Source organism: Paraburkholderia sp. BR13444 (genome assembly GCF_040948755.1).
GTDB classification, from domain to species: Bacteria; Pseudomonadota; Gammaproteobacteria; order Burkholderiales; family Burkholderiaceae; genus Paraburkholderia; species Paraburkholderia youngii.
Genome location: NZ_JBFPKM010000006.1, coordinates 300937 through 325537, shown reverse-complemented (window position 1 = coordinate 325537; position 24601 = coordinate 300937). Strand labels below are relative to the sequence as shown.

Annotated in this window: 21 protein-coding genes; 12 read left to right on the top strand and 9 right to left on the bottom strand. The window is 64.5% G+C overall.

What is annotated here, in order from left to right; genetic code table 11:
* The first annotated feature begins 97 nt into the window (after positions 1-97).
* Genes AB3X95_RS19805 through AB3X95_RS19795 form a run of 3 tightly spaced genes read left to right on the top strand, consistent with a single transcriptional unit; the run spans position 98 to position 3210 of the window.
* Positions 98-442, top strand: coding sequence for a DUF3088 domain-containing protein (locus AB3X95_RS19805; RefSeq protein ID WP_176122928.1), 345 nt, complete (start codon positions 98-100; stop codon positions 440-442).
* Positions 443-463: 21 nt separating this feature from the next.
* A complete protein-coding gene (locus tag AB3X95_RS19800) occupies positions 464-1813 on the top strand; it encodes an LLM class flavin-dependent oxidoreductase (RefSeq protein WP_368622305.1) in 1350 nt (449 codons plus the stop codon).
* Between the two features lie 41 nt (positions 1814-1854).
* Complete coding sequence (locus AB3X95_RS19795; RefSeq protein WP_176122930.1) at positions 1855-3210, top strand: LLM class flavin-dependent oxidoreductase; 1356 nt, start codon at positions 1855-1857, stop codon at positions 3208-3210.
* 126 nt (positions 3211-3336) lie between these two features.
* Here AB3X95_RS19795 and groL read toward each other — a convergent pair whose 3' ends face one another.
* Entirely contained in the window at positions 3337-4977 is a 1641-nt protein-coding gene (gene groL, locus AB3X95_RS19790) for a chaperonin GroEL (protein WP_368622304.1), read from the bottom strand.
* A 13-nt stretch (positions 4978-4990) separates the two neighbouring features.
* Entirely contained in the window at positions 4991-5281 is a 291-nt protein-coding gene (locus tag AB3X95_RS19785) for a co-chaperone GroES (protein WP_368622303.1), read from the bottom strand.
* A 290-nt stretch (positions 5282-5571) separates the two neighbouring features.
* Between AB3X95_RS19785 and AB3X95_RS19780 the strand changes: the two genes are divergently transcribed.
* Positions 5572-6894 carry an LLM class flavin-dependent oxidoreductase gene (locus tag AB3X95_RS19780; RefSeq protein ID WP_368622302.1) on the top strand — a complete coding sequence of 441 codons (1323 nt, stop codon included), beginning with the start codon at positions 5572-5574 and terminating at the stop codon, positions 6892-6894.
* 53 nt (positions 6895-6947) lie between these two features.
* Here the strand turns inward: AB3X95_RS19780 and AB3X95_RS19775 are convergent, their stop codons facing one another.
* The 5 genes from AB3X95_RS19775 to AB3X95_RS19755 all read right to left on the bottom strand — a co-directional run bounded on the left by AB3X95_RS19775 (position 6948) and on the right by AB3X95_RS19755 (position 11917).
* Entirely contained in the window at positions 6948-8123 is a 1176-nt protein-coding gene (locus AB3X95_RS19775) for an ABC transporter substrate-binding protein (RefSeq protein ID WP_368622301.1), read from the bottom strand.
* Positions 8124-8251: 128 nt separating this feature from the next.
* Positions 8252-8827 carry a peroxidase-related enzyme gene (locus tag AB3X95_RS19770; RefSeq protein ID WP_184228432.1) on the bottom strand — a complete coding sequence of 192 codons (576 nt, stop codon included), beginning with the start codon at positions 8825-8827 and terminating at the stop codon, positions 8252-8254.
* The gene (locus tag AB3X95_RS19765; protein ID WP_184228433.1) at positions 8824-9390 is read right to left on the bottom strand and encodes a CMD domain-containing protein; all 567 of its coding nucleotides are present in this window, start codon (positions 9388-9390) and stop codon (positions 8824-8826) included. The genes AB3X95_RS19770 and AB3X95_RS19765 overlap by 4 nt, the downstream gene beginning before the upstream one ends.
* 14 nt (positions 9391-9404) lie before the next feature.
* A complete protein-coding gene (locus AB3X95_RS19760; protein ID WP_368622300.1) occupies positions 9405-10910 on the bottom strand; it encodes an NAD(P)-binding domain-containing protein in 1506 nt (501 codons plus the stop codon).
* On the bottom strand, positions 10907-11917 hold the full coding sequence (locus AB3X95_RS19755; protein ID WP_184228435.1) for a LysR family transcriptional regulator: 1011 nt from the start codon (positions 11915-11917) through the stop codon (positions 10907-10909). Before AB3X95_RS19755 ends, AB3X95_RS19760 begins: the two co-directional genes overlap by 4 nt.
* 337 nt (positions 11918-12254) lie before the next feature.
* On the opposite strand from AB3X95_RS19755, the gene AB3X95_RS19750 reads away from it, so the two are divergent.
* The 4 genes from AB3X95_RS19750 to AB3X95_RS19735 are packed head-to-tail and all read left to right on the top strand — an operon-like array spanning position 12255 to position 16931.
* Positions 12255-13433, top strand: coding sequence for an ABC transporter substrate-binding protein (locus tag AB3X95_RS19750; protein ID WP_368622299.1), 1179 nt, complete (start codon positions 12255-12257; stop codon positions 13431-13433).
* Positions 13430-15253 (top strand): ABC transporter permease, encoded by a 1824-nt coding sequence (locus AB3X95_RS19745; RefSeq protein ID WP_368622298.1) that lies wholly within the window; start codon positions 13430-13432, stop codon positions 15251-15253. The genes AB3X95_RS19750 and AB3X95_RS19745 overlap by 4 nt, the downstream gene beginning before the upstream one ends.
* A gap of 11 nt (positions 15254-15264) precedes the next feature.
* Complete coding sequence (locus tag AB3X95_RS19740) at positions 15265-16134, top strand: ABC transporter ATP-binding protein (protein ID WP_368622297.1); 870 nt, start codon at positions 15265-15267, stop codon at positions 16132-16134.
* A 56-nt stretch (positions 16135-16190) separates the two neighbouring features.
* Positions 16191-16931, top strand: a complete 741-nt coding sequence (locus tag AB3X95_RS19735) for an ABC transporter ATP-binding protein (protein WP_368622385.1) — start codon at positions 16191-16193, stop codon at positions 16929-16931.
* 39 nt (positions 16932-16970) lie between these two features.
* Here AB3X95_RS19735 and AB3X95_RS19730 read toward each other — a convergent pair whose 3' ends face one another.
* Positions 16971-17801 (bottom strand): VOC family protein, encoded by an 831-nt coding sequence (locus AB3X95_RS19730; protein WP_368622296.1) that lies wholly within the window; start codon positions 17799-17801, stop codon positions 16971-16973.
* Between the two features lie 296 nt (positions 17802-18097).
* Between AB3X95_RS19730 and AB3X95_RS19725 the strand changes: the two genes are divergently transcribed.
* Genes AB3X95_RS19725 through AB3X95_RS19710 form a run of 4 tightly spaced genes read left to right on the top strand, consistent with a single transcriptional unit; the run spans position 18098 to position 23497 of the window.
* On the top strand, positions 18098-19705 hold the full coding sequence (locus AB3X95_RS19725; protein ID WP_368622295.1) for an ABC transporter substrate-binding protein: 1608 nt from the start codon (positions 18098-18100) through the stop codon (positions 19703-19705).
* A 13-nt stretch (positions 19706-19718) separates the two neighbouring features.
* The gene (locus AB3X95_RS19720) at positions 19719-20699 is read left to right on the top strand and encodes an ABC transporter permease (RefSeq protein WP_368622294.1); all 981 of its coding nucleotides are present in this window, start codon (positions 19719-19721) and stop codon (positions 20697-20699) included.
* 35 nt (positions 20700-20734) lie between these two features.
* The gene (locus AB3X95_RS19715; RefSeq protein WP_368622293.1) at positions 20735-21715 is read left to right on the top strand and encodes an ABC transporter permease; all 981 of its coding nucleotides are present in this window, start codon (positions 20735-20737) and stop codon (positions 21713-21715) included.
* 45 nt (positions 21716-21760) lie between these two features.
* On the top strand, positions 21761-23497 hold the full coding sequence (locus AB3X95_RS19710) for an ABC transporter ATP-binding protein (RefSeq protein ID WP_368622292.1): 1737 nt from the start codon (positions 21761-21763) through the stop codon (positions 23495-23497).
* Between the two features lie 30 nt (positions 23498-23527).
* On the opposite strand, the gene AB3X95_RS19705 is transcribed toward AB3X95_RS19710, so the two are convergent.
* The gene (locus tag AB3X95_RS19705; protein ID WP_184228444.1) at positions 23528-24577 is read right to left on the bottom strand and encodes an aldo/keto reductase; all 1050 of its coding nucleotides are present in this window, start codon (positions 24575-24577) and stop codon (positions 23528-23530) included.
* Positions 24578-24601 lie beyond the last annotated feature (24 nt).

The window sequence follows — 24601 nt, the reverse complement described above, 5'->3', positions numbered from 1 at the left end:
CGAGTGGGGCATATCAATCCGCGATTCTCCTGGCGGCGAGATAGCGCCGCCAGCCTGCCAACCAGTCCGGTAGCACATTTTTGAGGAAACCTGCGCAATGAGCCGAGACCTTCTGATCCTGCTGGAAGCGGGATTCACCGACCCGCATCATCCCGGCGAACGCTTTATCTGTCCGCATGGCGCGCCGATCGAAGGGCTGCTTGCGAGCGACCCCGCGCGGGTCGGACGGCTCGACGTGCTGCGCGTGCCGTTCGAGCGGCCTCGCAAGGCCGTGATCGAAGTGCTCGATGAAGCGCATCAGGGGCTGCCCGCGCTCGTGTTCGGCGACGATCAGCCCGCGCCCGCCGATGCGGATTCGCTCGGGGAGCGACGCTTCGTCACCGATCCGCGCCGCATTCTCGACCTGCTCGCCGAGCGGCACGGTTTTCCGAAAGTCCACTGATCCAACGCGAGGACATCGCCGATGAGTCGTCTTCCGGCACGCGCCGCGCGGCGCCGCCTGCATCTGAACGTCAACATTCTGCACTCAGGTTTCGTGCCCTCGGCATGGCGGCTTGACGAGGCCGAGCCACGCGCGTTCGTCGATGTGGATCACTACGTTCGCGTCGCGCGGATCGCCGAGGCGGGCAAGCTCGACGCGGTATTCCTCGCCGACAATGCAGCGATCGTCGACCAGATCGACTTCCGCCCGATCACCGCGCTTGAACCGACGGTACTGCTCGCCAGCATCGCGGCGGCGACGACGCACATCGGAGTGATCGGCACTGCGTCGACCAGCTACAACGAGCCGTACAACATCGCCCGGCGCTTTGCGACACTCGATCACGTCAGCAACGGCCGCGCCGGCTGGAACGTCGTGACCACCGCCGACCTGCCATCGGCGCGCAATTTCGGCCGCGACGCGGTACCGAACCACGCGCAACGCTACGAGCGGGCCGCCGAATTCACCGAAGTGGTCAAGGCGCTATGGGATAGCTGGGAGGACGACGCGTTCGTCGGCGACAAAGCCGGCGGTCGTTTCGTCGACGTTGCAAAAGTGCATGCGATCGCGCATCGCGGCCGCTACTTCGACGTACAAGGGCCGCTGAACCTCCCGCGCTCCCCGCAAGGGCATCCTGTGGTGGTGCAGGCGGGGGCGTCGGCAGATGGCCGGGAGCTCGCAGCCCGTCAGGCAGAAGCGGTCTTTTCCGCGTCGCAATCATTCGAGGAATCGGCGGCTTACCGGCGGGATCTGAACGAGCGGGCAGCCGCCTATGGCCGCCCGCCCGTCAAGGTGCTCGCCGGTCTGACGACGATCATCGGCGCGACTCACAGCGAAGCACTGCGCCGGCGCGATGAACTCGTCGAGCAGATTCCGTGGCGCTACAGCCTGAACCGCCTCGCGGGTACGCTGGGCATCGACGTAGAGCGTCTGACGCTCGACGCGCCGTTGCCCGACGATCTCGCGCTGCCCGGCGGCGGCAACGGAAACCACACGTTCTTTCACGCGACGCTCGCCGAGGCGCGCCGTCATGGCCACACCGTACGAGAGCTGATCCGTGCGCTGGCGGGCGGCACCGGTCACCGGGTGATCGTCGGCACGCCAGAGCAGATCGCGGACGACATCGAGCGCTGGTTCGACGGCGGCGCGGCCGATGGCTTCAACCTGATGCCCGATGCGCTGCCCGGCGGATTACGAGATTTCGTCGATGGCGTCGTGCCTATCCTGCAGCAGCGCGGCATCTTTCGTAGCGAATACGAGGGCACGACGCTGCGCGAGCATCTCGGACTGGACCGTCCACCGAACCCGCAACGCTGGCGCGACAGCGCATAGGTTGCGCCACCTTACCGCCAGATCAACGACTCGCACAGATCATGAGCCAACGCAAAGGACATCTGCGCCTCGGCGCGTTTCTCTATCCGACCGGACATCACATCGCCGCGTGGCGTCATCCTGACGCGCGCGCGGATGCCGGCCGCGACCTTCGCCACTACGTGCAGCTTGCCCAGGCAGCGGAAGCCGCGAAGTTCGATCTGATTTTTCTCGCCGACGGCTCGGGCACGCGCGGCGACAATGTCGATTTCCTGAGTCGCACCGCGCATAGCTATGTGGCCCAGTTCGAGCCGATCACGCTGCTCTCGGCACTGGCCGGGTTGACCGAACGTATCGGCCTCGTCGGCACCGCTTCGACGACCTTCAACGAGCCGTATCACATCGCGCGCAAGTTTGCGTCGCTCGATCACATCAGCGCGGGGCGCGCAGGATGGAATCTGGTCACGTCGTCGAGCGCGCACGAGGCGAAGAACTTCGGCTTCGACGAACATCTCGCGCATGCGCGGCGCTACGAGCGAGCCGTCGAATTCGCGGAAGTGGTGGACGGACTGTGGGACAGTTGGGACGACGACGCGTTCGTACGCGACAAGGCAGCGGGACGCTACTTCGATCCCGCGAAACGCCATGTGCTCGATCATCGCGGCGAGTTCTTCAACGTGCGCGGACCGCTGAACGTCGAACGCTCGCCGCAGGGTCGGCCCGTCGTCGTGCAGGCCGGGTCGTCGGAAGCGGGCAAGGCGCTCGCAGCGCGCACCGCGGAAGTCATATTTACCGCGCAACAGACGCTCGAAGACGCGGTCGCGTTCTACGCGGACGTCAAGGGCCGTCTCGCGCAATACGGTCGCGAGCCCGACGACCTGAAGATCATGCCGGGCGTGATGCCAATCGTCGGCGAGACCGAGCGCGAGGCGCGCGAAAAGTTCGATGCGCTGCAGGCACTGATCGACCCCGTGGTTGGTCTTGCGCTGGTGTCCACGCTGAGCGGCGGCTTCGATCTGTCGGGCTATCCGCTCGACGGGCCGATCCCCGAACTACCCGAAACCAACGCGAGCAAGAGCCGCCAGTCGCTGACCCTCGAACTGGCGCGGCGCGAGAATCTGACGATCCGCGAGCTTTATCTGCGCGTGGCTGGGGCACGCGGGCACTGGCAACTGGTCGGCACGCCGCAGCAGATAGCTGATGCGCTCGAGGAGCGTTTCGTCAACTACGGCGCCGACGGCTACAACGTGATGCCGGCGTTGCTTCCCAACAGTCTCGACGACTTCATCCGGCTCGTGCTGCCGGAATTGCGGCGCAGAGGCCTGTTTCGCCACGAATACGAAGGCCGCACGTTGCGCGAGCATCTCGGCTTGCGACCGCCGGTGTCGCGCTACCAGCGTGAAGCCGTGACGGATTGAAGGGGCGGGGCGCGTGCGAAGCGATTGCGGCCTGCCCCCTCAAAGCAACGCGCCACGCATCGATGGCCGCGCTGCGCGGCGCGTTGCGCCGACGCCTCGCGGCGCCAGCAGGCTTAAACAGTTCGACTAGAAGTCGAAGCCGGGACCGCCCGCACCCGGCCCCGCTGGCGATACAGCCGTTGCCGCATCCTTCGGCGCTTCATGGACGGTGGCGTCGGTCGTCAACAACAGGCTCGCCACGGAGGCTGCGTTCTGCAAGGCCGTACGCGTGACTTTCGTCGGATCGACCACGCCGGTTTCGACGAGGTCGCCGTATTCGCCCGTGGCCGCGTTGTAGCCATAATTGCCGCTGCCTTCGGCCACCCTGGCGACGATCACGCTCGGTTCCTCGCCCGCATTGGCGACGATCTGACGCAACGGTTCTTCGAGCGCGCGACGCACGATGTTGATGCCGGCGTTCTGATCCGCGTTCGCGCCCTGAAGTGCGGCGATCGCCTGCTTCACACGAATCAGCGCGACACCGCCGCCCGGCACGATGCCTTCTTCGACAGCGGCGCGTGTCGCGTGCAACGCATCATCGACGCGGTCTTTCTTCTCCTTCACCTCGATTTCCGTCGCGCCGCCCACCTTGATGACGGCGACGCCGCCCGCGAGCTTTGCTACGCGTTCCTGCAGCTTTTCACGGTCGTAATCCGAGGTTGCTTCCGCGATCTGCGCGCGAATCTGCTTGACGCGAGCCTCGATGCTGGCCTTCTCTCCGGCGCCGTCGATAACCGTGGTGTTTTCTTTGTCGACCTCGATGCGCGCGGCCTCGCCGAGTTCGGCGAGCGTCGCTTTCTCGAGCGTCAAACCGGTTTCCTCAGCGATGACCTGGCCACCGGTGAGGATCGCGATGTCTTCGAGCAGCGCCTTGCGCCGATCGCCGAAGCCTGGCGCCTTCACCGCGACCGTCTTCAGAATGCCGCGAATATTGTTCACGACGAGCGTCGCGAGTGCTTCGCCTTCGACGTCTTCCGCGATGATCAGAAGCGGCCGGCCGGACTTTGCGACCTGTTCCAGTATCGGCAGAAGATCGCGAATGTTCGCGATCTTCTTGTCGTGCAGAAGCACGAATGGTTGTTCGAGTGCGGCGAGCTGCCGGTCCTGGTTGTTGATGAAGTAGGGCGACAGATACCCTCGGTCGAACTGCAGGCCTTCCACAACGTCGAGTTCGTCCGCGAGCGACTTGCCGTCTTCGACGGTGATCACGCCTTCCTTGCCGACCCGGTCGATCGCTTCGGCGATGCGCTGGCCGATCGATTCTTCACCGTTCGCCGAGATCGTCGCAACCTGGGCGATCTCCTTGCTGGTGGTCGTGGGCTTGCTGATCTTCTTCAGTTCGTCGACGGCCGCGGCGACGGCCTTGTCGATGCCGCGCTTCAGATCGAGAGGATTGAGGCCCGCTGCGACGTACTTCTGGCCTTCGCGCACGATCGCCTGTGCGAGCACGGTCGCGGTGGTCGTGCCGTCGCCCGCGGCGTCGCTGGTCTTGGACGCGACTTCCTTGACGAGCTGCGCGCCGATGTTTTGCACCTTGTCGGCCAGCTCGATTTCCTTCGCGACGGACACACCGTCCTTCGTCACGACCGGGCTGCCGAAACTGCGTTCGAGCACGACGTTGCGGCCCTTCGGCCCGAGCGTCACTTTCACCGCATTGGCGAGCAGGTTGACGCCTTCAACCAGTTTGGAACGCGCGTTGTCGCTGAAAGCGACTTCTTTGGCTGCCATGTTTGTTTTCCCCTCAAATTTGAACGACTGCGACGATATCTTCCTCGCGCAGCACCAGCAGTTCGTCGCCGTCGACCTTTACCGCCTGGCCCGCGTATTTGCCAAACAGCACGCGATCGCCGACCTGCAGGTCCGGTTCGACACGCTTGCCATCGTCACCGCGGCGGCCGGGACCGACAGCGAGGATCTCGCCCTGGTCGGGCTTTTCCGCGGCGCTGTCGGGGATCACGATGCCAGACGCGGTGCGGGTCTCCTGACCGAGACGCTTGACGATCACTCGATCATATAAAGGACGTAGGCTCATCTGTTATTTCCTTCCTGATAGGTAGCTGTTGACAATGCGCTCCACGGCGCCAGATTCAGGACGGTAAGTCGGCGCCAGCGCAAATCCAACCAATGTTTGCGCATATGAAAAGCACTCGAGGAAGGAAATCGATTCGTCCGTGCGCTGCGCGTCAGGCATAAAGCGCCTGCATACGGCGGACTTTGAACGTCGCTGCTGTCGGTCTGCAAATTGAAATCGAGTTGCCGCCAGGCAGCGTCAGCGCGGCCGCATTACACTGGCGCGACCCTGTTCTCGATTGAGGTCGATTCATGTCACGTCAGCTTCGACTCGGCGCCTTCATGCGCCCCACGACGATCCACACCGGTGCATGGCGCTACCCTGGCGCCTATCCTGATGCCAACTTCAATTTTGGGCATCTGAAGCGTTTTGCGCAGACGCTCGAGCGCGGCCGCTTCGATGCGTTTTTCATGGCCGACCACCTCGCGGTGCTCAACATGCCGCTCGACGCCCTCAGGCACAGCCACACGGTCACCTCGTTCGAGCCGCTCACGCTGCAGCCCGCGCTCGCGGCGGTCACCGAGCGGCTGGGTCTCGTCGCGACCGCGTCCACGACCTTCGACGCGCCGTATCACGTCGCAAGGCGGTTCGCCTCGCTCGACCATATCAGCGGTGGCCGCGCTGGATGGAATCTCGTGACGACATCGAATCCAGACGCGGCGCTCAATTTCGGCCTCGACGAGCACGTCGAACACGACGAGCGCTACCGGCGCGCCCGCGAGTTTTTCGACGTGGTCACAGGTCTGTGGGATAGCTGGGCCGACGACGCTTTTATCCGCGATACGGCGAGCGGAACATTCTTCGACCCGCAAAAGCTGCACGTGCTGAACTACAAAAGCGCGAACTTCTCGGTGCGCGGTCCGTTGAATATTGCCCGGCCGATTCAGGGCTGGCCCGTGATCGTGCAGGCGGGCTCATCGGAGGCGGGACGGCAGATTGCCGCGGAAACGGCCGAAGTCGTGTTCACCGCGCAAACCACGCTGGCCGATGGGAAGCGTTTCTACGCCGACGTAAAAAGCCGCATGGAGAAACTCGGCCGCTCGCGCGATCACATGAAGATTTTGCCGGCGGCTTTCGTCGTGGTGGGCGATACGCTCGAAGAGGCGCGCGAAACGCGTGAGCGGCTCGATACATTCGTCCACTACGAGAGCGGCATCGCTTCGTTGTCGATCGCGTTGGGGCATGATGTATCTGGTCTCGATCCGGACGGCCCGTTGCCGGAAATTCCTGAGACCAACGCAAGCCGTACCGCGCGGCAACGAGTCGTGGAATGGGCGCAGCGCGATGGATTGACAATCCGTCAGCTCGCGCAGCGCATCGGCGGATACTCCGGGCTGGAGATGATCGGCACCGCCCGGATGATTGCAGATCAGATGGAGCAGTGGTTGCTGGAAGAGGGCTCGGACGGGTTCAACGTGATGTTCTCACATCTTCCGGCCGGCCTCGACGACTTCGTCGGCAAAGTCATTCCCGAGTTGCAGAAGCGGGGGCTCTTCCGGCGCGAGTACGAAGGCAAGACGCTGCGCGAGAATCTTGGACTGCCACGACCTGAGAACCGGTTCTTTTCCGCATAAGGCGAATCGCGCGCGGCCGCATCGGCAGGCGGCCCGCGCGAATGTGCCTGCCGCTACCTGGCCGCCAGTGCGGGCTTGCTGCCAAGCAGCGCCCACTGCCCATTCTCGACGACGAGATTGACGCTTTTCACACCGATCACGCGTCGAGTCGCTGGATCGAACGTCGCCTTGCCGAAGACGACGCTCGGCACGTCATGCAGCTTCGGCAGCGCATCGCGCACGCCACGTCGATCGAGTCCGCCCGTGCGCAACGCATACGCGGCAATGATCGTGGCGTCGTAGGCGAACGCGTTGAACGCGTCGGGCTCGTGATGATATTTCGCTTCGAAGTCGCGAACGAAGCGCTGGACTTCGGGGCTCCGGTCGCCGGGGAAAAAGCTCGTGTTGGTGGTCACGCCGTTTACGGCGTCGCCGCCGAGTTCCATGAATTTCGGCGAGTACACCGAACTCGCTGCGACGATCGGCAGCGTGATGCCGCCCGTGCGGGCCTGACGCACGATCTGCGCGCCGTCCGAGTAGTACGAAATCAGCACGAGCGCGTCGGGCTTGGTATCGCGCACACGCAGCAGCGTTGCGCGAAAGTCCTTGTCGGTGGGCTGATAACCTTCGGTCGCGATCACCTGCGCCCCCCGCGCGGCGGCTGCCTTTACGAACACGTCCTTGCTCGCACGGCCCCAGTCGGTGTTCTGGAACAGCACGGCGACTCGCCTGAAGCCCTGCTTGACGGCCAGATCCGCGAGCAGCGGTTGCGCATCCGCCTGGCTGACCGACGGACTCCAGATGAAGTCGCCGCCTTTCGTGAAGTCCGGGTGCGAGTTGGTAAAGCCCAACTGGACGAGGCCCGCGCGTTGATAGATCGGCGAGGCCGCCATCGAAGCGGGGCTCGAAAAGTCGCCGAGTTCGATCAGGATGCGCTTGTCGTCGACGAACTTCTGCGCGATCGCGACCGCCTGGCGCGGATCGCTCTGGCTGTCTTCGAACACGTACTGCAGCGGATGGCCGTTAATGCCGCCGGCGCGGTTGATTTCATCGAGCGCGAGGTCGAAGCCGGCTTTCCACTGTGCCCCGTATTGCGCGTTCGGACCCGTCAGCGGTCCGCTGACACCGAAGAAAACCGGCTCGCCGCTGGCAGGCGCCGCAGAAGAAACGGCGGAAAGAGAGAAGGCAATTACCGCGCCGGCGAGCGTGAAAAGTCGCCGGTGCAGCGCGGAGAAACGCGAGGCGTACATGATGGATTCTCTCGGAGTGAGTGGGACTGCAAGTCTCTAACGCATCGCATCGTGCGGCAACGAAGCGATTGTCATATCCATTCGCTGGGCACCGCACTACTGCGAAGTCGATGCGGCGGCGCCCCCGGTCAGGCCGGAAACACCGGTTCGCCCAGCGTCAGCATCAAACGGTTGGCCCAGGCAAAGATCGCAATCGCGTGGCTAAGATCCAGAATCTGTGCATCGTCGAGCCCCGCGCGGTGAAGCGCATCGAGCGATTCCGGCGCGAGCGCCTGCGGCTGCAACGTGAGATCGATCGCGTATCGAACGATCGCGCGCTCCCGTTCGGTCGTACCCGCCGTTTCAGGAGCGGCGAAGATCTGCTGGATGACGTCCTCGCGCTTCGCGAGTTGCTGGAAACGCTGCGCATGCACCGACGCGCAATACACGCATCCGTTGACACGCGAGACCACCGTGCTCGCGAGCTCGCGCTCCGCTCGCGACAATCCGCCCGGCGCATACATGATGCTATTGAACGCGCCTGATCGTTGCCGCAGGATTTCCGCTTCGTGGACCAGCAACAGGTAGTAATCGGAAGTCTTCGCTTGCGGGTGGCTCGCTTCGAGTACCGCAGTCTGCTCGGGCGATGCCTGTTCGAGCGCGACCGTATCGAGCCATGCGGACCAGCCGAGGGTTTGCGTCGTAAAGCCGTGATCCGAACTCATGCTCGTGCCTCCAATGCGCGCAACGCGGCGACGACCCGCACCTGGTACGTGACGAACGCGACGAGCTGCGATAGCGCGACGATGGCGCGCGTCGTGAGGCCGGCAGCCTGCAGTGTTCCGAGCGCCGGCTTGCCGGTCGCGGCGGGACGCAGCGTCAAGGCTTGCGTGTGACGCAGGATCGCGGCGAGCCGCTGGTCCGTCGTCGCCATCGACGCGACAGGAACCGCGCGCTGCGCGGCGATCGCCTCGAGAAGCGACCTCGTGGTTTCAGTTTGCGCGTCAGCCGCGCTCGCCAGTGTCAGCAGACGCTCGCGATACGCGAGCGCCGTCTGCTCCGCATTTGACAACAGCGCCGCATACCACGCCGCAAAGAGACGTTCGCGAAGCGTCAGATCGGCGACATCGGTCGAGAACAGCGCGTCGTGGCTGCCTTGCGTATAACGCGTCGCGTCGCCGCGAAACGCGCGCAGAGCCGCGGTCGCGCCGTCGGGCGCCAATCCCGCGAGTTGCGCGACGAAGTCATCGGCCACGGGAGCCGATCGGGAATCAGCGGATGAAGACATCAGATGTGGGTCCATTAGAGGGCAGCGTTGTCGGCGGGCATCGTGCCGGCGGTGGCATCGGCGTCGTCCCATTCGTCTCCTGCGAGTTCGGCGGTGTCGAAGGCTTGCAGCGCCGCGTAGTGCGTATCGCGGTCGGCGTCGAACAGCATTGCGGCGATCGCGCGCGCGAGCCGCTGCGCGCCGTCGCTGATCGCGGGGATGTCGCCGGCGACCTTGCCGTGCGTCAGACTGGCTGCGTGATTGAAGCAGTGAATGCGCGCGAGCGCCGGGCAGGCCCCGGGAACGCGTTCCTGGAAGGCGAAGTTGCGGTCGAGGTCCGGCGAGCTGGCGAGTTCTTCGTTCGGCAATTCCGCCGCCGGTGTAAAGCGGTCGCGCCAGCGGCGCACGTGCGGCGCGATGGACGCAAATTCGTCGCGCGTGTCGATTTCCGAGTGAAAGCCGGTCGCGAAGATCAGGTAGTCGAGGGTGTATTGCCCTCGGGGCGTGCCGACGAAGATCGTGTCGCCTTCGTGGCGCAAACCCGTCAGCGGACTCGCCAGGTGCAGGTGAGCCTGCGCGTGAGCGGCGACCCGCAGCACGCTGTCGCGCGGCGGTGGGGCCTGCGTTTGCGCCGAATAGTGCAGGAAGCGCCACTTCCAGGCGTCGGGCAGATTCGTGAACCCGTGAACGAGGCCGGGGCTACCGATGCCGGTCAGTTTGTTGATACGGGGCAGCGCGGCACGCCGCACGAATAGATCGACTCGCCCGGCCCCCGCTTCAAGAGCGCTCGCGGCGTTGTCGAACGCGGATGCGCTCGCGCCGACCACACCGACACGTTTGCCGCGCAGCGCGGCAAAGTCGATCGGGTCCGATGAGTGCGCGCGCAAGTGCCGCGGAATGTCGCGGGCCACGTCGGGAACGTAGGGGCCGCCAAGTCCTTCACGGCCGGTCGCGAGCACGACATGACGAGCAAGCACGGTTTCGCGCCGCGCATCTTTGCGGTCGTTGACCGCTCCGCGCAACAGCACAAGCTCTATCAGACCGTCGCCGCGCGTCTGCAGTTTCTCAACGCGCGTGTCATTGGAGACCGGCAGATCGAGCACGCGCCGATACCAGCGCAGGTAGTCCATCCATTGCACGCGTGGAATCTTATAGAGCGCGCGCCATTGTTCGCGGCCGAACTGGGCCTCGTACCACGCGCGAAACGTCAACGCGGGCAGGCGCAGTGCGGGCCCCGTCAGTTGCTTGGGCGAGCGTAGCGTCTGCATCCGCGCGTAGGTGATCCAAGGTCCTTCCTGACCGGCCGGCGCCTGATCGAAGAGCCGCTGATTGTCGATGCCGAGCAGGCGCAATTCGGCGCTCGCGGTCAGCCCGGCCATGCCGGCGCCGATGATGGCGACATCGAGCACATGTTGGCCGGCGGATGTCCGCGCGGGCACCCACGAAGGCGCGGGAAGCTCCAGCCAGGCAAGATCCTCGCGAAGCCGCGCTTCGAGCGCGGTCAGTCCGGCAGCGGCGTGGAAAGGAGTCGTGGCGCTCATGCAGTGGTCCCGATGTCGCGGAGAGTGAAAGTGGGCGATTGGGCGGCGGTTTCCGCTCCATCCGCCTGGTCGTGGGCAACCAGCGCGCCATGCCGTGACGCCGCGTGACGCATGGCCCCGGGCAGCAGCCCGTGCGATACCTCCGCGAGCGTATCGATCATTGCGTTGACGGCGTCGCTGCGGGGACGGCCGGAAAGCGTGACGACGCCATACAGAAACGGAATGGGCACATCGAGCGCTTTGACCTCGACGTCTGCGACGCGCATGCCGAACGCGGTCACCGGATCGACGATGGCGACGCCGAGCTGCTGTTGCGCGGCCATCATCGCATTGAGCGACGCATTCGTTTCGAGTGCAATGTGAAGCGCGACGCCGGCCTCGTCGAATGCGCGATCAATGCGACTGCGCAGACGATAACGGTTGGCCAGCGTGGCGACCGGCTTGCCCGCGAGCCGCGCGAGTCGCAGCACGGCATCGCGCGCGAGCGGATCGTTTCGGTGCAGCACCGCGACGCAGGGCGCCTCGATAATGTAGTGCACGTCAAGCGCCGCATGATCCAGCGGCAATGTCGCGATGCCGATGTCGGCGGAACGTGACAGCAACGCCTCGACGACCTGCTCGGCGGACGCACTGCGCAATTGCGTGTCGACGCGTGCGCTTGCCTGCGCGAGCTTCGAGATTGCGCGTGGCACCAATGTCGCGGCGAGCGCGGGTGTCGCAACGACGCGCAATGGCATGGCCTCGTCGCGGCCGATCGCCCGCGCGCTGGCCTCGATAGCGGCCAAGCCGATCAGCGAGCGCTCGACTTCGCCATAAAGACGGAACGCGCGGCTCGTCGGCGTGACGCGAGGTCCTTTACGGTCGAACAACGCGTAGCCGATCTCCTGTTCGAGATCCTGGATCGTTCTCGTGATGCCGGGTTGCGAGCGGCCAAGCATACGAGCGGCCCCGGTCATGCTGCCCGTCGACATGACCGCCGAGAACGCTTCGAGTTGATGCAACTCCATGCAATGCCTCATCCATGTGATGGGTGCATTTTAGGAGCGCTTGAATGCGCAGTTCTTATAATAAATTCCGCTATGTAATTGACGAAAACGACGGATCGCCGATGCCTATGTGTTCCGTCGCGGTTGGTTCACTACGAACATAGATCGTGGAAATGCGCTTGAAACAAGGCGTTTTCGTGATCCGATGCTGTGCCGAGTGCGCTTCTAAAGTGCTTCGGCATTCGTCGTCAAAAGCTTTGCGGATGCAACGGAATAAGCTTCGTCGCGTATCTTCGTTGGCCCGCGTCCGCGCGACATGGTTACATGGCCTCATTCAATTCGAAGGCGTGAGACCTGTATGTCGATTCTGTGGAACAACAAGCGTGGTGCGACCCGCACACTGCTTCACCTGGCCGGCGCGCTGGCGCTTGCAACCTGCGGCGTGATGCCCCTGGCGCACGCGGCCGATCCTTACTGGGTCGGCGTGACCGGACCGCTGAGCGGCCAGGATGCGCAGTACGGCGAGCAATGGAAGCGCGGCTTCGATCTCGCGCTCGATCAGATCAACGGCAACGGCGGGATCAACGGCCATCCGCTCAGCTATGAGTTCGAGGACAGCCGCAGCGATCCGCGTCAGGCCGTAGCCATCGCACAGAAGTTCGCCGACGACAAGCGCATCCTGCTGGAACTGGGGGATCTGTCGAGCGGTGCGTCGATGGCCGCGTCGCCGGTGTATCAGCGCGCGGGTCTCGTGCAGTTCGGTTTCACGAATTCCCATCCCGACTTCACGAAGGGCGGCGACTATATGTGGAGTACTGCGATCAGCCAGGCCGAGGAACAGCCGCTGCTCGCGCACTATGTGACCAAAGGACTCGGCTTCAGGAAAATCGCCGTGCTCTATCTGAACACGGACTGGGGCCGCACCAGCAAGGACATCTTCGCGAAGGCCGCGACCGCGGACGGCGCGCAGGTCGTCGCGGCGGAAGCGTATCAACCGAACGAAAAGGATTTTCGCGCGACGCTCACGCGCGTGCGAAGCGAACAGCCGGATTCGATCGTGCTGATCTCCTACTATTCCGACGGTGCCCAGATCGTTCGCCAGGCGCGAGCGGGCGGTGTGAGCACGCCAATCGCGGCGGTCGGCTCGGTGTATTCACCGAAGTTTCTCGATCTTGGCGGCCCTGCGGTGAACGGCGTCTACACCGAATCGAACTTCTTCCCCGGCGATCCGCGTCCTGAAGTACAAAGCTTCGTGCAGCGCTACCGCGCCAGATACGGTGCCGATCCGGACACCTTCGCCGCGCGCGCATACGACGCGATGATTCTTTCGGGCGAAGTGATTCGCCGCTACGGTGCCGATCGCGCGGCCGTGCACGACGGCTTTGCGAAGATCAGCGAAGTACCGAGCGTGATCTTCGGCAAGTTCAGGTTCGATCCGCAGACCCGCCGCGTGGCTGGCGCGAAGAATCTCGAGCTCGTCGTGAAGGACGGCAAATTCGCTCTGTGGGATGGGGCGAGCGCCGTGCATACGCCATGACCGCCTGGTTCGACTACACGATCAACGGCCTGATCGTCGGCAATATCTATGCGCTGCTCGCGGTCGGCCTCGCGCTGATCTTTGGCGTATCGCATCTGATCAATTTCGCGCACGGCTCCGTGTATATGGTGGGCGGCTTCATCGGCTGGCTGTGTCTGACGCGGCTCGGCTTGCCGCTGCCCGTGGCGCTGCTCGCGACGGTCGCGGGCTGCGCGCTGCTCGGCATCCTGATCGAGCGGCTCGGCCTGAGGCCGCTGCAAGGCGCGGCCCGTATTGCGCCGCTGCTCGCCACCATCGGTATCAGCTTCGTACTCGACCAGCTCGCGCAGATCGTGTTCGGGCCCGATCCACGTCCTGTGCCGAGTTCGCTGCCCGACTGGACGCTGTCGCTCGGCGGGGCCGCCATCGGCTCGCTCGATCTGCTGATTGCAGCAATCGGCATCGGCGCGGCGGGCGTGCTGTACATGTTCCTGCGCTTCACGCGGCTCGGCTGGGCGGTACGCGCGACCGCGCAGGATCGCGATGCCGCGCAGCAGATGGGTGTCAATGTGAATGCCGTGAATCAGGCCGTGTTTGCGATCGCCTGCGGGCTCGGCGGCCTGAGCGGCTTGCTCGTCGGCATGTACTACAACAGCATCGATCCGGCGATGGGCTTTCAGGCGACGTTGAAAGGCGTCGTCGCCTTGCTGATCGGCGGCTTGGGGAACGTGCCCGGCGCGATCGCCGGCAGCTTGCTGCTCGGTCTGGTCGAGAGTTACGGGGTCGCGTTGTTCGGCACCAGCTATCGCGACCTCTTCGCGTTCGTGCTGCTGCTGGTGTTTCTCGTGTGGCGGCCAAATGGTCTCTTCAGCGCGAGCCGCCGGTTGCCGCCCGAGCCGCTGACCGGCACGTTTCTGTCGAACCGCCGCGCGCTGCACGTTCCGCTTCGCACGATCGTGGCACTAGTGGCGCTCGCATTCGTGCTGCCGCTCGTCGTGCCGTCGTCGTACGTGCTGCAGACGCTGACCAACGGCTGGATCTATGGGCTGTTGGCGCTCAGTCTGACGCTCGTCGCGGGCACGGTCGGGCAGATTTCATTAGGGCATGCGGCGCTGCTGCTGATCGGCGCTTATGCGTCGGCGCTGCTGTCCGTCAATCTGGGCTGGTCGCCGGCTTTGACGATTCCGCTCGCCGGCGTCATCACCGCGGCGATTGGCACGGTGCTGATTTACCCGTCGTTCAGGCTACGCGGCCACTATGTGTCGATTGCGACGCTTGGCATCGGTGAAATCATCGGTCTCGTGGTGCTCAACTGGGACAGCCTCACGCGCGGTCCGGTCGGCATCACCGGCATTGCCCCGCTGTCGCTGTTCGGGTGGCAGTTGACGGGCGTGCGCGCCGTCTACTGGTTCACACTCGCGGTGCTCGTGCTGCTCGCACTGCTGCAGGCGCGGCTCCTGAACTCGCACCTGGGCCGCACGTGGCGCGCGATCCGCGAGGACGACGTGGCGGCGCGCGCGTATGGCATCCGCCCCAATCGCTACAAGGCGATCGCGTTCGCCTGCGGCGGTCTCGCGGCTGGCATCGGCGGCGGGATCGCCGCGCATCTGTACAGCTATATCAACTATCAGACCTTCGACTCGCAAGTGTCGATCCTTGCGCTGACGATGGTCATTCTCGGCGGTCTCGGCAGCGTGATCGGCGCGGTGGCTGGTGCGGTGGCGCTGATCAGCTTGCCCGAACTGTTCCGTTTTGCCGCCGACTACCGGATGCTGATTTACGGCGTGATCTTGCTGCTGCTTGTGCGCTTCCGGCCGCAAGGGCTGTTCGGTTCGGTATGACGGAGGCGACCATGACATCTTCTTTGCCACGCGGCACGGATATCCTGTTCGACGTGCGGCGCGTCACACGCCGTTTCGGCGGTCTCGTGGCTGTCGACGAGGTGAGCCTGTCGGTTGCGCGCGGCGAATGCGTGAGCGTGATCGGTCCGAACGGCGCCGGAAAATCCACGCTGTTCAATCTGCTGACCGGCATCGACGCGCCGGACGCCGGCGAGGTGAGATTCGCCGGCGAAGACGTGACCGGCATGGCGCCCGAGCAGCTTGCCGCGCGCGGCGTCGCCCGCACGTTCCAGCATGGACGGGTATTCGGCAATCTGAGTGTGCTCGATAACGTGCTGATCGGCGCGCATGCGAGGCTTGCGATGACGCGCTGTGGCTGGCCGGTCGTGGGAGCATTCGCGGAAGCGTTGCGCGCGCTGGTCGGGCCTGCATCGGTACGTCGCGAAAGCGCCGCGCTGCGCGAAGAAGTGACGGCGCTGTTGGCGCGCTTCGGTACGCGCCTGTCGCCGCGTCTCGATCAGCCGGCGCATAGCCTGTCGTATGCGAACCGCCGGCGTGTCGAGATTGCGCGCGCGCTGGCGTTGCGGCCGCGCATCCTTCTGCTCGACGAACCGACCGCTGGCATGAACGAGTCCGAAACCGCCGAAATGCTCGAACTGATACTCGAACTCAAGCGCGACGGGCTCACCATCCTGCTTATCGAACACAAGCTGGACCTGGTGATGCAGCTTTCCGATCGCGTGCTGGTGCTCGAAGACGGCCGCAAGATCGCTTCCGGGCTGCCGGCCGAGGTGCGCGACGACCCCGCCGTGATCGAGGCCTACCTTGGACACCGTCAGGTCGGCGCGGCTGCCGGTCGTAACGAAACGGCGGCTGCGTGAAAACATCAAATCTGCATCTGGTTGCGCCGAACCCATTCGTCTCCACACAAGCCGCCATGACCGAGCCGTTGCTGAAACTCGAACAGATCGACACGTTCTACGGACAGATCCAGGTGCACTTCGGCGTGAATCTCACCATCGGGCGCGGCGAGATCGTCAGCCTGCTGGGCGGCAATGCGAGCGGCAAATCGACGGCGATGAAGGTGATTCTTGGACTGCACAAACCGCGAGCCGGCACCATCAGCTTCGACGGTAAGCCGTTGAACGGTCTGCCGACTTCGCAGATCGTGCGGCGAGGGATCGCTTCGGTGCCGGAGGCCCGGCGGCTTTTCGGCGACATGACCGTGCGCGAAAACTTGCTGATGGGCGCGTTCACGCGCAACGACCGCGCGGGCATCGGCGAGGACTACGAACGCATGCTCGAACTTTTTCCGCGCGTGAAAGAGCGGCTGACCCAACGGGCCGGCACGCTTTCAGGCGGTGAGCAGCAGATGCTGGCGATGGCGCGCGCGTTGATGAGCCGTCCCGCGCTAGTCTGCATGGACGAGCCGACGATGGGCCTGTCGCCGCTATACGTCGACAAGGTGCTCGAACTGATCCAGACCATCAACCAGCAGGGCATCACCTTCTTCATGGTCGAGCAGAACGCGAGCCTCGCGCTGCAGATCGCGCATCGCGGCTACGTGCTGCAGACGGGGCGCGTGGTGTTGTCCGGCACCGCGAGCGAATTGCTCGGCGACCAGCGTATCCGCGACGCTTATCTCGGCGGATCGCTGGCGGCGCAGACGGCGTCGTGAGCGGCGCCGGGTCGCCTGGTGTTTCGCTCGCGCGCGACGCTATCGATCGCGTCGGATCGACGGGTTTGCTACCAGTTCGATGATGGCGCCATGGGCGAGCGTACGCTCGAGGCGCCGCGCGGCGCCATCGACGTACGTCTCCAGGGCGACCGCGAAAACCCCTTCGCCGCGCGAGGCGAGGTGGTGCCGAAGGTCAGCGGCAAGACCTTCGGCTGGCGGACGGGTTTCGCGGGCCGGGCTTGCAAGCGTGAGCGTCGTCGCGCCAAGCGACAGGATCCCCAATGCGACGTCGTAACCGGGCAGCGGCGCGCGCTGCACGTCGGGTTCTCCGAGCAGCGCGCGATATCGTGCGAGGCTCGCATCCAGGTCGTGCACCGCGAGCGTAATGTTCGCGACGCCGTGCGCCCCGTTCGCATGATGGCGAACGTCGCCTTCGGCCACGCGCAGGTGGCGCGGCGTCACGTCGCCGCACAGGAACGGCAGATCCGCGCTCGACGGCTTGCCGATCTGCCATTCGAGGCGCTCGCCATCGGGACGCTGACGTCCGCCGGCAAGGGGGCCGTCGTAAGAGAGACCTCGTTCACGTGCCGCGGCGATGGCGCTGGCAACCGATTGCGGCAGCAGCGCGTAGTCGACGAAACCATCTCCTATGCGACGGCTAGCGTCCCACCAGCGATGCTCGGGTGCGTCGCGCAGAAAGGCGATGAGTTCGATGTAGCTGCCATCGGCGAAACCGATCAGCGCGTTATGTGTGGCGCCGTCGGCGTGCGTGCCGCCGCGTTGCACGGTGAAGCCAAGCGTAGTGAAATCGGCGATGGTCTGCTCGAGATCCTGCACGCGGATCACGATGTGGTCGATTGAAAGAGACATGACGAGAGGGCTCCGCAGTGGGGTCGTCAGCGAGTATGCGAAGCCTGCCGCCGAAACGCCAGTAATGGATTGTCGATTGCATAGCGCGGCAGCTGGATTAGGCTCCGTCCCGCAAGGTGCGATCGGACAGCTCGATGAGGAATCCGTCTTTCTTCGGCGGCGTGCTTTGCATATGTCGAACGATTGGTTCTTTTACCGCGACTGCGGCTTTATCGTAAGCGCTGCACGAGCGGCAAGCCGCTCGGTACTTTGACGCGGCCAACATGACTCGGCCGAAACACCAGGATGCGAATTAAATGGCACGGCTGAATCGACGCGACTTTCTGATTTCCTCGGGCGCTGCTCTCGCGGCCGCCGGCATGCCGGCACGCGTGTTCGCACAAGGCAGTGCAGCATCGGTGCCGAAGCGGGGCGGCACGCTGAATATGCTGATCAATCCGGAACCGCCGGTGCTGGTGTCGATCTTTCAGACCACCGGGCCCGCTCTGGTCGCGAGCTCCAAGGTGCTCGAAGGCTTGCTCGCATACGACTTCGATCTGCGTCCACGGCCGCAATTGGCAACCGCGTGGGCAGTCAGTCCTGACGGGCTGAAGTACAGCTTCACACTGCGCGAGAACGTCAAATGGCATGACGGGCAGCCATTCACGTCGACGGACGTGGCGTTCTCGATCGAATTGTTGAAGACGGTGCATCCGCGCGGACGCAGCACTTTCGCCAATGTCACGCGCGTATCGACGCCGGACGCCCGGACCGCGGTAATCGAATTGTCGAAGCCGGCGCCCTATCTGTTGAAGGCACTCTCGGCCGGTGAATCCCCAATCGTTCCAAAGCATCTTTATGCGTCGGGCGATCCGCTGTCCAATCCGCACAATAACGCGCCAATCGGCACCGGGCCGTTTCGCTTCAAGTCGTGGGCGCGCGGTGCCAACATCGTTTATGAACGCAATCCGGACTACTGGGATGCCGGCAAACCCTACATCGACAGTCTCGTACTGAAGGTGATTCCCGACGCTGCCGCGCGATCCGCCGCGTTCGAGACGGGCGCGCTCGATCTGGGCGGCGAAAATCCTGTACCGCTCACCGATTTGCCGCGCCTCACTCAATTACCGCAGCTGGTTGTCGAAACGCGCGGCTATCGGTTCCTCGAACCGCTGTCCGAGATCGACTTCAATCTGCAACATCCGATCCTTAGCGACCTGCGGGTGCGCCAGGCGATCGCGCATGCGATCAATCCGCAAGTGGTGCTGCGCACGGTCGCGTATGGCTACGCCGACTTGTCGCCGACACCGATCACGCCGGGCTCGCCCTATCACGACGGCAAACTCGCACCGTACCCGTTCGATACCGCCGCCGCCGAAAAACTGCTCGACGCGGCCGGTTATCCGCGCAAGTCGGGCGGCGTGCGCTTTGGTCTCACGCATGATTTCCTGCCGTACGGCGACATGTACCGCCGCCAGGCGGAGTACGTGAAATCGGCACTCTCTCGCGTGGGGATCGACGTGACGGTGCGCTCTCAGGACCTACCCGCGTTTCTGAAGCGCGTGTATGCCGACCGCCAGTTCGATTTCACCAGCATCGGCGTGAATACGCTATTCGATCCGAGCGTCGGCGTGCAGCGTCTCTACTGGTCGCAGAACATTCGGCCGGGCGTGCCGTTCTCGAACGCGCCGCACTACAGCAATGCCGAGGTCGATCAGCTGCTCGAGAGCGCCGCGATCGAAACCGACGAAAGCAAGCGCGTCGCGCTTTATCAACAATTCCAGCAGATCGTCTATCGCGACCTGCCGATTCTCAACCTCGTCGCACCTCGCATGGTCACGCTCGCGAACCGGCGCGTTCACAACCACACCGTGTCCGCGCAAGGCCTCGAAGGCAATCTGGCGGACGTCTATCTGAGCGCGTGACAGGAGCGACACGATGAGCAGGAGTTTGCGTTTTGCCGCGATCGCGCGGCGTACCGCGTGGCAGGCGCTTCCGACGGTGATCGGTATCGTGATCCTGAACTTTTTCCTGCTGAAGCTGATGCCGGGCGACGCCGCGGATGTGCTGGCCGGCGAAGCCGGCTCGGCGACGGTGGAAACGATGCAGGTATTGCGCGCGAAGTTCGGCCTCGATCAACCGGTGCTGCACCAGTTGTGGTCGTACCTCGCTCATCTGTCGCACTTCAGCCTCGGCTATTCGCCGCGCTACGACATGCCGGTGATGCAACTGATCCTCTCGCGCCTGCCCAATACGCTGCTGCTGATGGGCGTCGCGCTATCGGTCGCGATCGTCGTCGGCGTAGTGCTCGGCGCGGTGATGGCGCATTGGGCTGGCAGGTGGCCGGACCGCGTGCTGTCCGTCGTGGCTATGCTGTTCTACTCGACACCCGGCTTCTGGATCGGTCTGCTCGCGATCGTGCTGTTCTCGGTGCATCTGGGCTGGTTGCCGAGCGGCGGTAATATCACGCTCGGCGCGCAGCTTCACGGCGCCGCCTACGTGATCGATGCACTGAAGCACGTGCTGCTGCCTGCCGCGACGCTGGCGACGTTCTTCATCGCGATCTACGCACGGCTTACGCGCGCGGCGATGCTCGAAGTGCAGCGCCAGGACTTCGTGCGTACCGCGCAGTCTAAGGGCTTGCATCCGTGGCGTGTGACGGTGCGGCATGTGCTGCGCAACGCGCTGATGCCGCTCACGACGATGGTCGGCATTCACTTTGGCACCTTGCTGGGTGGCGCCGCGGTGACCGAAACGGTGTTCAGTTGGCCAGGACTGGGCCGCCTCGCGCTCGATGCGGTGATGGCGCGTGATTTCAGCGTGCTGCTCGGCGTGCTGCTGCTGTCGTCGATGCTCGTGATCCTGGCGAATGTGCTGGTCGATCTTTTGCAGGCGTGGCTCGATCCGCGCGTCGCGTGATCGCACGCCTCGGCGATTTCTCCCCAGAGGCACACATGGCTTCCGACTCTTCCAATCTGGTTTCCACGCCGCCCGAACCCCGTGCTTCCACATGGCGGCGTCAGCTTGGCGGCGCGCTCTTCGGTTTCCGGCGCGACGGCGCGGCGACTGCCACGAACCACGCTCCGCACGGTGCGGCAGGGCTCGGCGTGTGGCGCGCGCTGCTGCGCAATCGCTCGGCGCTCGGGGGTTTCGCGCTGCTCGCGGCGTTCATCGCGCTTGCACTGGGCGCGGGACATCTGTTTCCGGGCGATCCGCTCGACATGGTGGCGGCGCCGTTCGTATGGCCGGGCACCGATCCGCAATACTGGCTCGGCACGGATTCGCTCGGACGCGACGTGGCCGCCGGCATTGCGCACGGCGCGCGCGTATCGCTGCTGATCGGCGCAAGCGCGGCCAGCATCGGGCTCGTGATCGGCACGCTGGTTGGTGCGACGGGAGGCTTCTTCGGCGGGGTGATCGACGATGTGCTGGTGCGCATCACCGAACTCTTTCAAACCATACCGTCTTTTCTGCTGGTGATCGTGATCGTTGCTATTGGGCATCCCAGCGTGACGGTCATCGCGCTGGCAATCGGCATTGCGTCATGGCCCACCGTTGCGCGGATCGTGCGGGCGGAATTTCGCAGCCTGCGCCGTTCGGATTTCGTGCTTGCTGCGCGAAGCCAGGGCTTCAGCAACGCACGCATCATTTTCGGCGAGATTCTGCCGAACGCGTTGCCACCGGTGATCGTGACCGCGTCCGTGATGGTGGCGAGTGCGATCCTGATCGAGTCGTCGCTGTCGTTTCTCGGCATGGGAGACCCGAACGTGGTGAGCTGGGGCGGCATGATCGGCGCGGGCCGTGACTCGTTGCGTACCGCCTGGTATCTGACGGCCGTGCCCGGTGCCGCCATAGTGCTTGTGGTGCTCGCGCTGAACCTGCTCGGCGACGGTCTGAACGACGCGCTCAATCCGCGCCTGCGGGAACGAGCTTGAAGAGCCCGCGGCTCACGCGGCTCACAATGTAATCGAGGACGCTCTGTGGCAAACCTGCTTGAAGTACGCGATCTGCGCGTCAGTTTCGGCACGCACGAAGCGGTGCGCGGCCTGAGTTTCGACATCGCGCACGGGGAGACGCTGGCGCTCGTCGGCGAATCCGGTTGCGGCAAATCGGCAACGGCGCTGTCGCTGATGCGCCTCGTGCCCGCGCCGGGACGCGTGACGGGGAGCTTGCGCTTCGATGGCCACGAACTGCTCGACCTGTCTCCCCGCGAAATCCGCCAGGTCCGCGGTCAGCAGATTTCGATGATTTTCCAGGAGCCGATGACGTCGCTCAATCCGGTGCTGTCGATTGGCGCGCAGATCGTCGAGACTTTGCGTCAGCATGAGGATCTGTCGAAAGCGGCCGCGTTAAAGCGCGCCGTCGAACTGCTCGAACTCGTGCAGATCCCCGAGCCGCAACGCCGGGTGTTCGATTATCCCCACGAGTTGTCCGGCGGGCAGCGGCAGCGGGTGATGATCGCGATGGCGGTGGCCTGCCGCCCGCGTCTGCTGATCGCGGATGAGCCGACCACGGCGCTCGACGTCACGATTCAGGCGCACATTCTCGAGCTGCTCGACGGTTTGCGTCGTGAGCTGTCGATGTCCTTGCTGCTGATTACCCACGACCTCGGCGTCGTCGCGAAGCATGCGGATCGCGTGGCCGTGATGCTGGCGGGGGAGAAGGTCGAAGAAGCGCCGGTCGCCCGGCTCTTCACGCAGCCGCAGCATCCTTACACGCGGGGTCTGCTGGGCGCGTCGCTGAATCTCGCGGACGATCTGCACTATCGCGGCTGGAAGCTGCCGGAAATCCGTCATGGCATCGCCGAAGACGGCGAGCCTTCCTTTACGGTGCTGCCGCGCTCGCCGCGCGCCGGGCTCCATGTGGCGGGTGTCCAGGCGGACGCGCACGGCAATGCGTCATCGGAAGGCAACGCAGTGAGCGCCACGCCGTTGCTCGAATTGCAGGACCTGCGCGTCGACTATCCGCAGCGGCGCGGCCAACCCGCATTGCACGCGGTCGATGACGTGTCGCTGACGATCGCGCGCGGCGAGACGGTCGGACTGGTGGGCGAATCCGGCTGCGGGAAATCGACGCTGTCTAAAGCGATCCTGCGGCTCGTGCCGGCTGCCGCGGGCGCGATCCGCTTGCGAGGCACCGATCTCGCGCCGCTCGGCGAACGCGAATTGCGGCCGTTGAGGCGCCATGTGCAAATGGTGTTTCAGGACCCGTATTCGTCGATCAATCCGCGCCGCACCGTGGCCGAGATTCTCGACACCGTGCTCGTGGTGAATCGGATCGGTAACGCCCGGCAGCGCCGCACACGCATCGCCGCGATGCTGGACCGCGTCGGCTTGCCCAGCTCGGCGCTCGGCCGCTATCCGCACGAATTCTCCGGCGGGCAGCGGCAGCGCATCGGCATTGCGCGGGCACTGGTCCTCGAACCGGATCTGCTGATCTGCGATGAACCGGTTTCCGCACTCGACGTGTCGATTCAGGCGCAGATTCTCAATCTGCTGGTCGATCTGAAGCGCGACCTCGGGCTCGCGTATCTGTTCATTTCGCATGACCTGTCCGTGGTGCGCTACATCGCCGACCGGGTGCATGTGATGCAGGCGGGCCGGATCGTCGAAAGCGGAGACCACCGCGATATCTGGCGTGCGCCGCAGCACCCCTACACCCGTACGCTGCTCGACGCGATTCCGGGCAAGACCTTCGACGACGCGCAGGCGGCTTGACTCGCGCGCAGCGTGTGTCGGAACGCAGGGCTATCGCAGGTGAAGCGGCGTCTGGTCCGGTTGAGCCTCGCCATGACGCACGAGGCGCCCAAAGAATGGATGGCCTGGATCGTTGAAACCCGGCGTGGACGGATGTCCGCTCGTCACGAGCGAATCGACGAACGCTTCGTCTTCAGCGTTCAGGCGGTACGCGAGCGCGGGCAGATAGTCCTGCCACTGCGCTTCGGTGCGAGGTCCGGCGATCGTGGAACTGATGTAACGGCTATTGAGCACCCACGCGAGCGCAAATTGACCGGCAGAAAGACCGCGGGCCTGCGCATGCTCACGCACGCGCCGCGCCAGTTCGAGAGATTCGGGACGCCACTCGGTCTGCTGCAAGCGCCGGTCGCTACGCCCCGCGCGGGTGTCGGCGCCGGGCGTGGTGCCCGGTTCGTATTTTCCCGTCAGCACCCCACGCGCGAGCGGGCTGTATGAAATGACGCCGAGCCCGTAACGATGTGCCGCCGTCAATTGTTCGGCTTCGGCCTGGCGGTTCGCGATGTTGTAGAGAGGCTGGCTTGCGACAGGCGCGTCGAGTCCGAGCGCCTGGGCGGTATGGCTGAACTCGGCGATCTTCCACGCGCGATGATTGGACAGTCCGTAGTAGCGCAGCTTGCCAGCGCGGATTAGCTCGTCGAGCGCGCGCACGGTTTCTTCGACCGGCGTCTGATGATCTTCGCGATGGATGTACAGCAGGTCGATGTAGTCGGTGCCGAGCCGCTGTAGGCTCGCATTGACGGCGCGCGCGATATGTTTGCGCGACGCACCTCGCGCATTGACGTCGCGCTCATCGAGCGGATTGGCGAATTTGGTCGCCAGCACCAAGCGCTCGCGTTGCGCGGAAATCGCGCGGCCGACCACGCGTTCCGATTCGCCTTTGACGTAGACGTCGGCGGTGTCGATCGAATTGACACCCTGTTCCAGCGCCTGTTCGATGATACGTGCAGCGGTGGCCTCGTCGGTGGGGCCGCCGAACATCATCGTGCCCAGAGTCAGTGTCGAGACCTTGATACCGCTGCGACCGAGTTGTCTGTATTCCATGAGAGTCGAATTCCGTGAGAGTTT

Coding starts and splice junctions, on each gene's coding strand:
- AB3X95_RS19805 (WP_176122928.1), top strand. CDS start 98: ATGAGCCGAGACCTTCTGATCCTGCTGGAAGCGGGATTCACCGACCCG.
- AB3X95_RS19800 (WP_368622305.1), top strand. CDS start 464: ATGAGTCGTCTTCCGGCACGCGCCGCGCGGCGCCGCCTGCATCTGAAC.
- AB3X95_RS19795 (WP_176122930.1), top strand. CDS start 1,855: ATGAGCCAACGCAAAGGACATCTGCGCCTCGGCGCGTTTCTCTATCCG.
- groL (WP_368622304.1), bottom strand. CDS start 4,977: ATGGCAGCCAAAGAAGTCGCTTTCAGCGACAACGCGCGTTCCAAACTG.
- AB3X95_RS19785 (WP_368622303.1), bottom strand. CDS start 5,281: ATGAGCCTACGTCCTTTATATGATCGAGTGATCGTCAAGCGTCTCGGT.
- AB3X95_RS19780 (WP_368622302.1), top strand. CDS start 5,572: ATGTCACGTCAGCTTCGACTCGGCGCCTTCATGCGCCCCACGACGATC.
- AB3X95_RS19775 (WP_368622301.1), bottom strand. CDS start 8,123: ATGTACGCCTCGCGTTTCTCCGCGCTGCACCGGCGACTTTTCACGCTC.
- AB3X95_RS19770 (WP_184228432.1), bottom strand. CDS start 8,827: ATGAGTTCGGATCACGGCTTTACGACGCAAACCCTCGGCTGGTCCGCA.
- AB3X95_RS19765 (WP_184228433.1), bottom strand. CDS start 9,390: ATGTCTTCATCCGCTGATTCCCGATCGGCTCCCGTGGCCGATGACTTC.
- AB3X95_RS19760 (WP_368622300.1), bottom strand. CDS start 10,910: ATGAGCGCCACGACTCCTTTCCACGCCGCTGCCGGACTGACCGCGCTC.
- AB3X95_RS19755 (WP_184228435.1), bottom strand. CDS start 11,917: ATGGAGTTGCATCAACTCGAAGCGTTCTCGGCGGTCATGTCGACGGGC.
- AB3X95_RS19750 (WP_368622299.1), top strand. CDS start 12,255: ATGTCGATTCTGTGGAACAACAAGCGTGGTGCGACCCGCACACTGCTT.
- AB3X95_RS19745 (WP_368622298.1), top strand. CDS start 13,430: ATGACCGCCTGGTTCGACTACACGATCAACGGCCTGATCGTCGGCAAT.
- AB3X95_RS19740 (WP_368622297.1), top strand. CDS start 15,265: ATGACATCTTCTTTGCCACGCGGCACGGATATCCTGTTCGACGTGCGG.
- AB3X95_RS19735 (WP_368622385.1), top strand. CDS start 16,191: ATGACCGAGCCGTTGCTGAAACTCGAACAGATCGACACGTTCTACGGA.
- AB3X95_RS19730 (WP_368622296.1), bottom strand. CDS start 17,801: ATGTCTCTTTCAATCGACCACATCGTGATCCGCGTGCAGGATCTCGAG.
- AB3X95_RS19725 (WP_368622295.1), top strand. CDS start 18,098: ATGGCACGGCTGAATCGACGCGACTTTCTGATTTCCTCGGGCGCTGCT.
- AB3X95_RS19720 (WP_368622294.1), top strand. CDS start 19,719: ATGAGCAGGAGTTTGCGTTTTGCCGCGATCGCGCGGCGTACCGCGTGG.
- AB3X95_RS19715 (WP_368622293.1), top strand. CDS start 20,735: ATGGCTTCCGACTCTTCCAATCTGGTTTCCACGCCGCCCGAACCCCGT.
- AB3X95_RS19705 (WP_184228444.1), bottom strand. CDS start 24,577: ATGGAATACAGACAACTCGGTCGCAGCGGTATCAAGGTCTCGACACTG.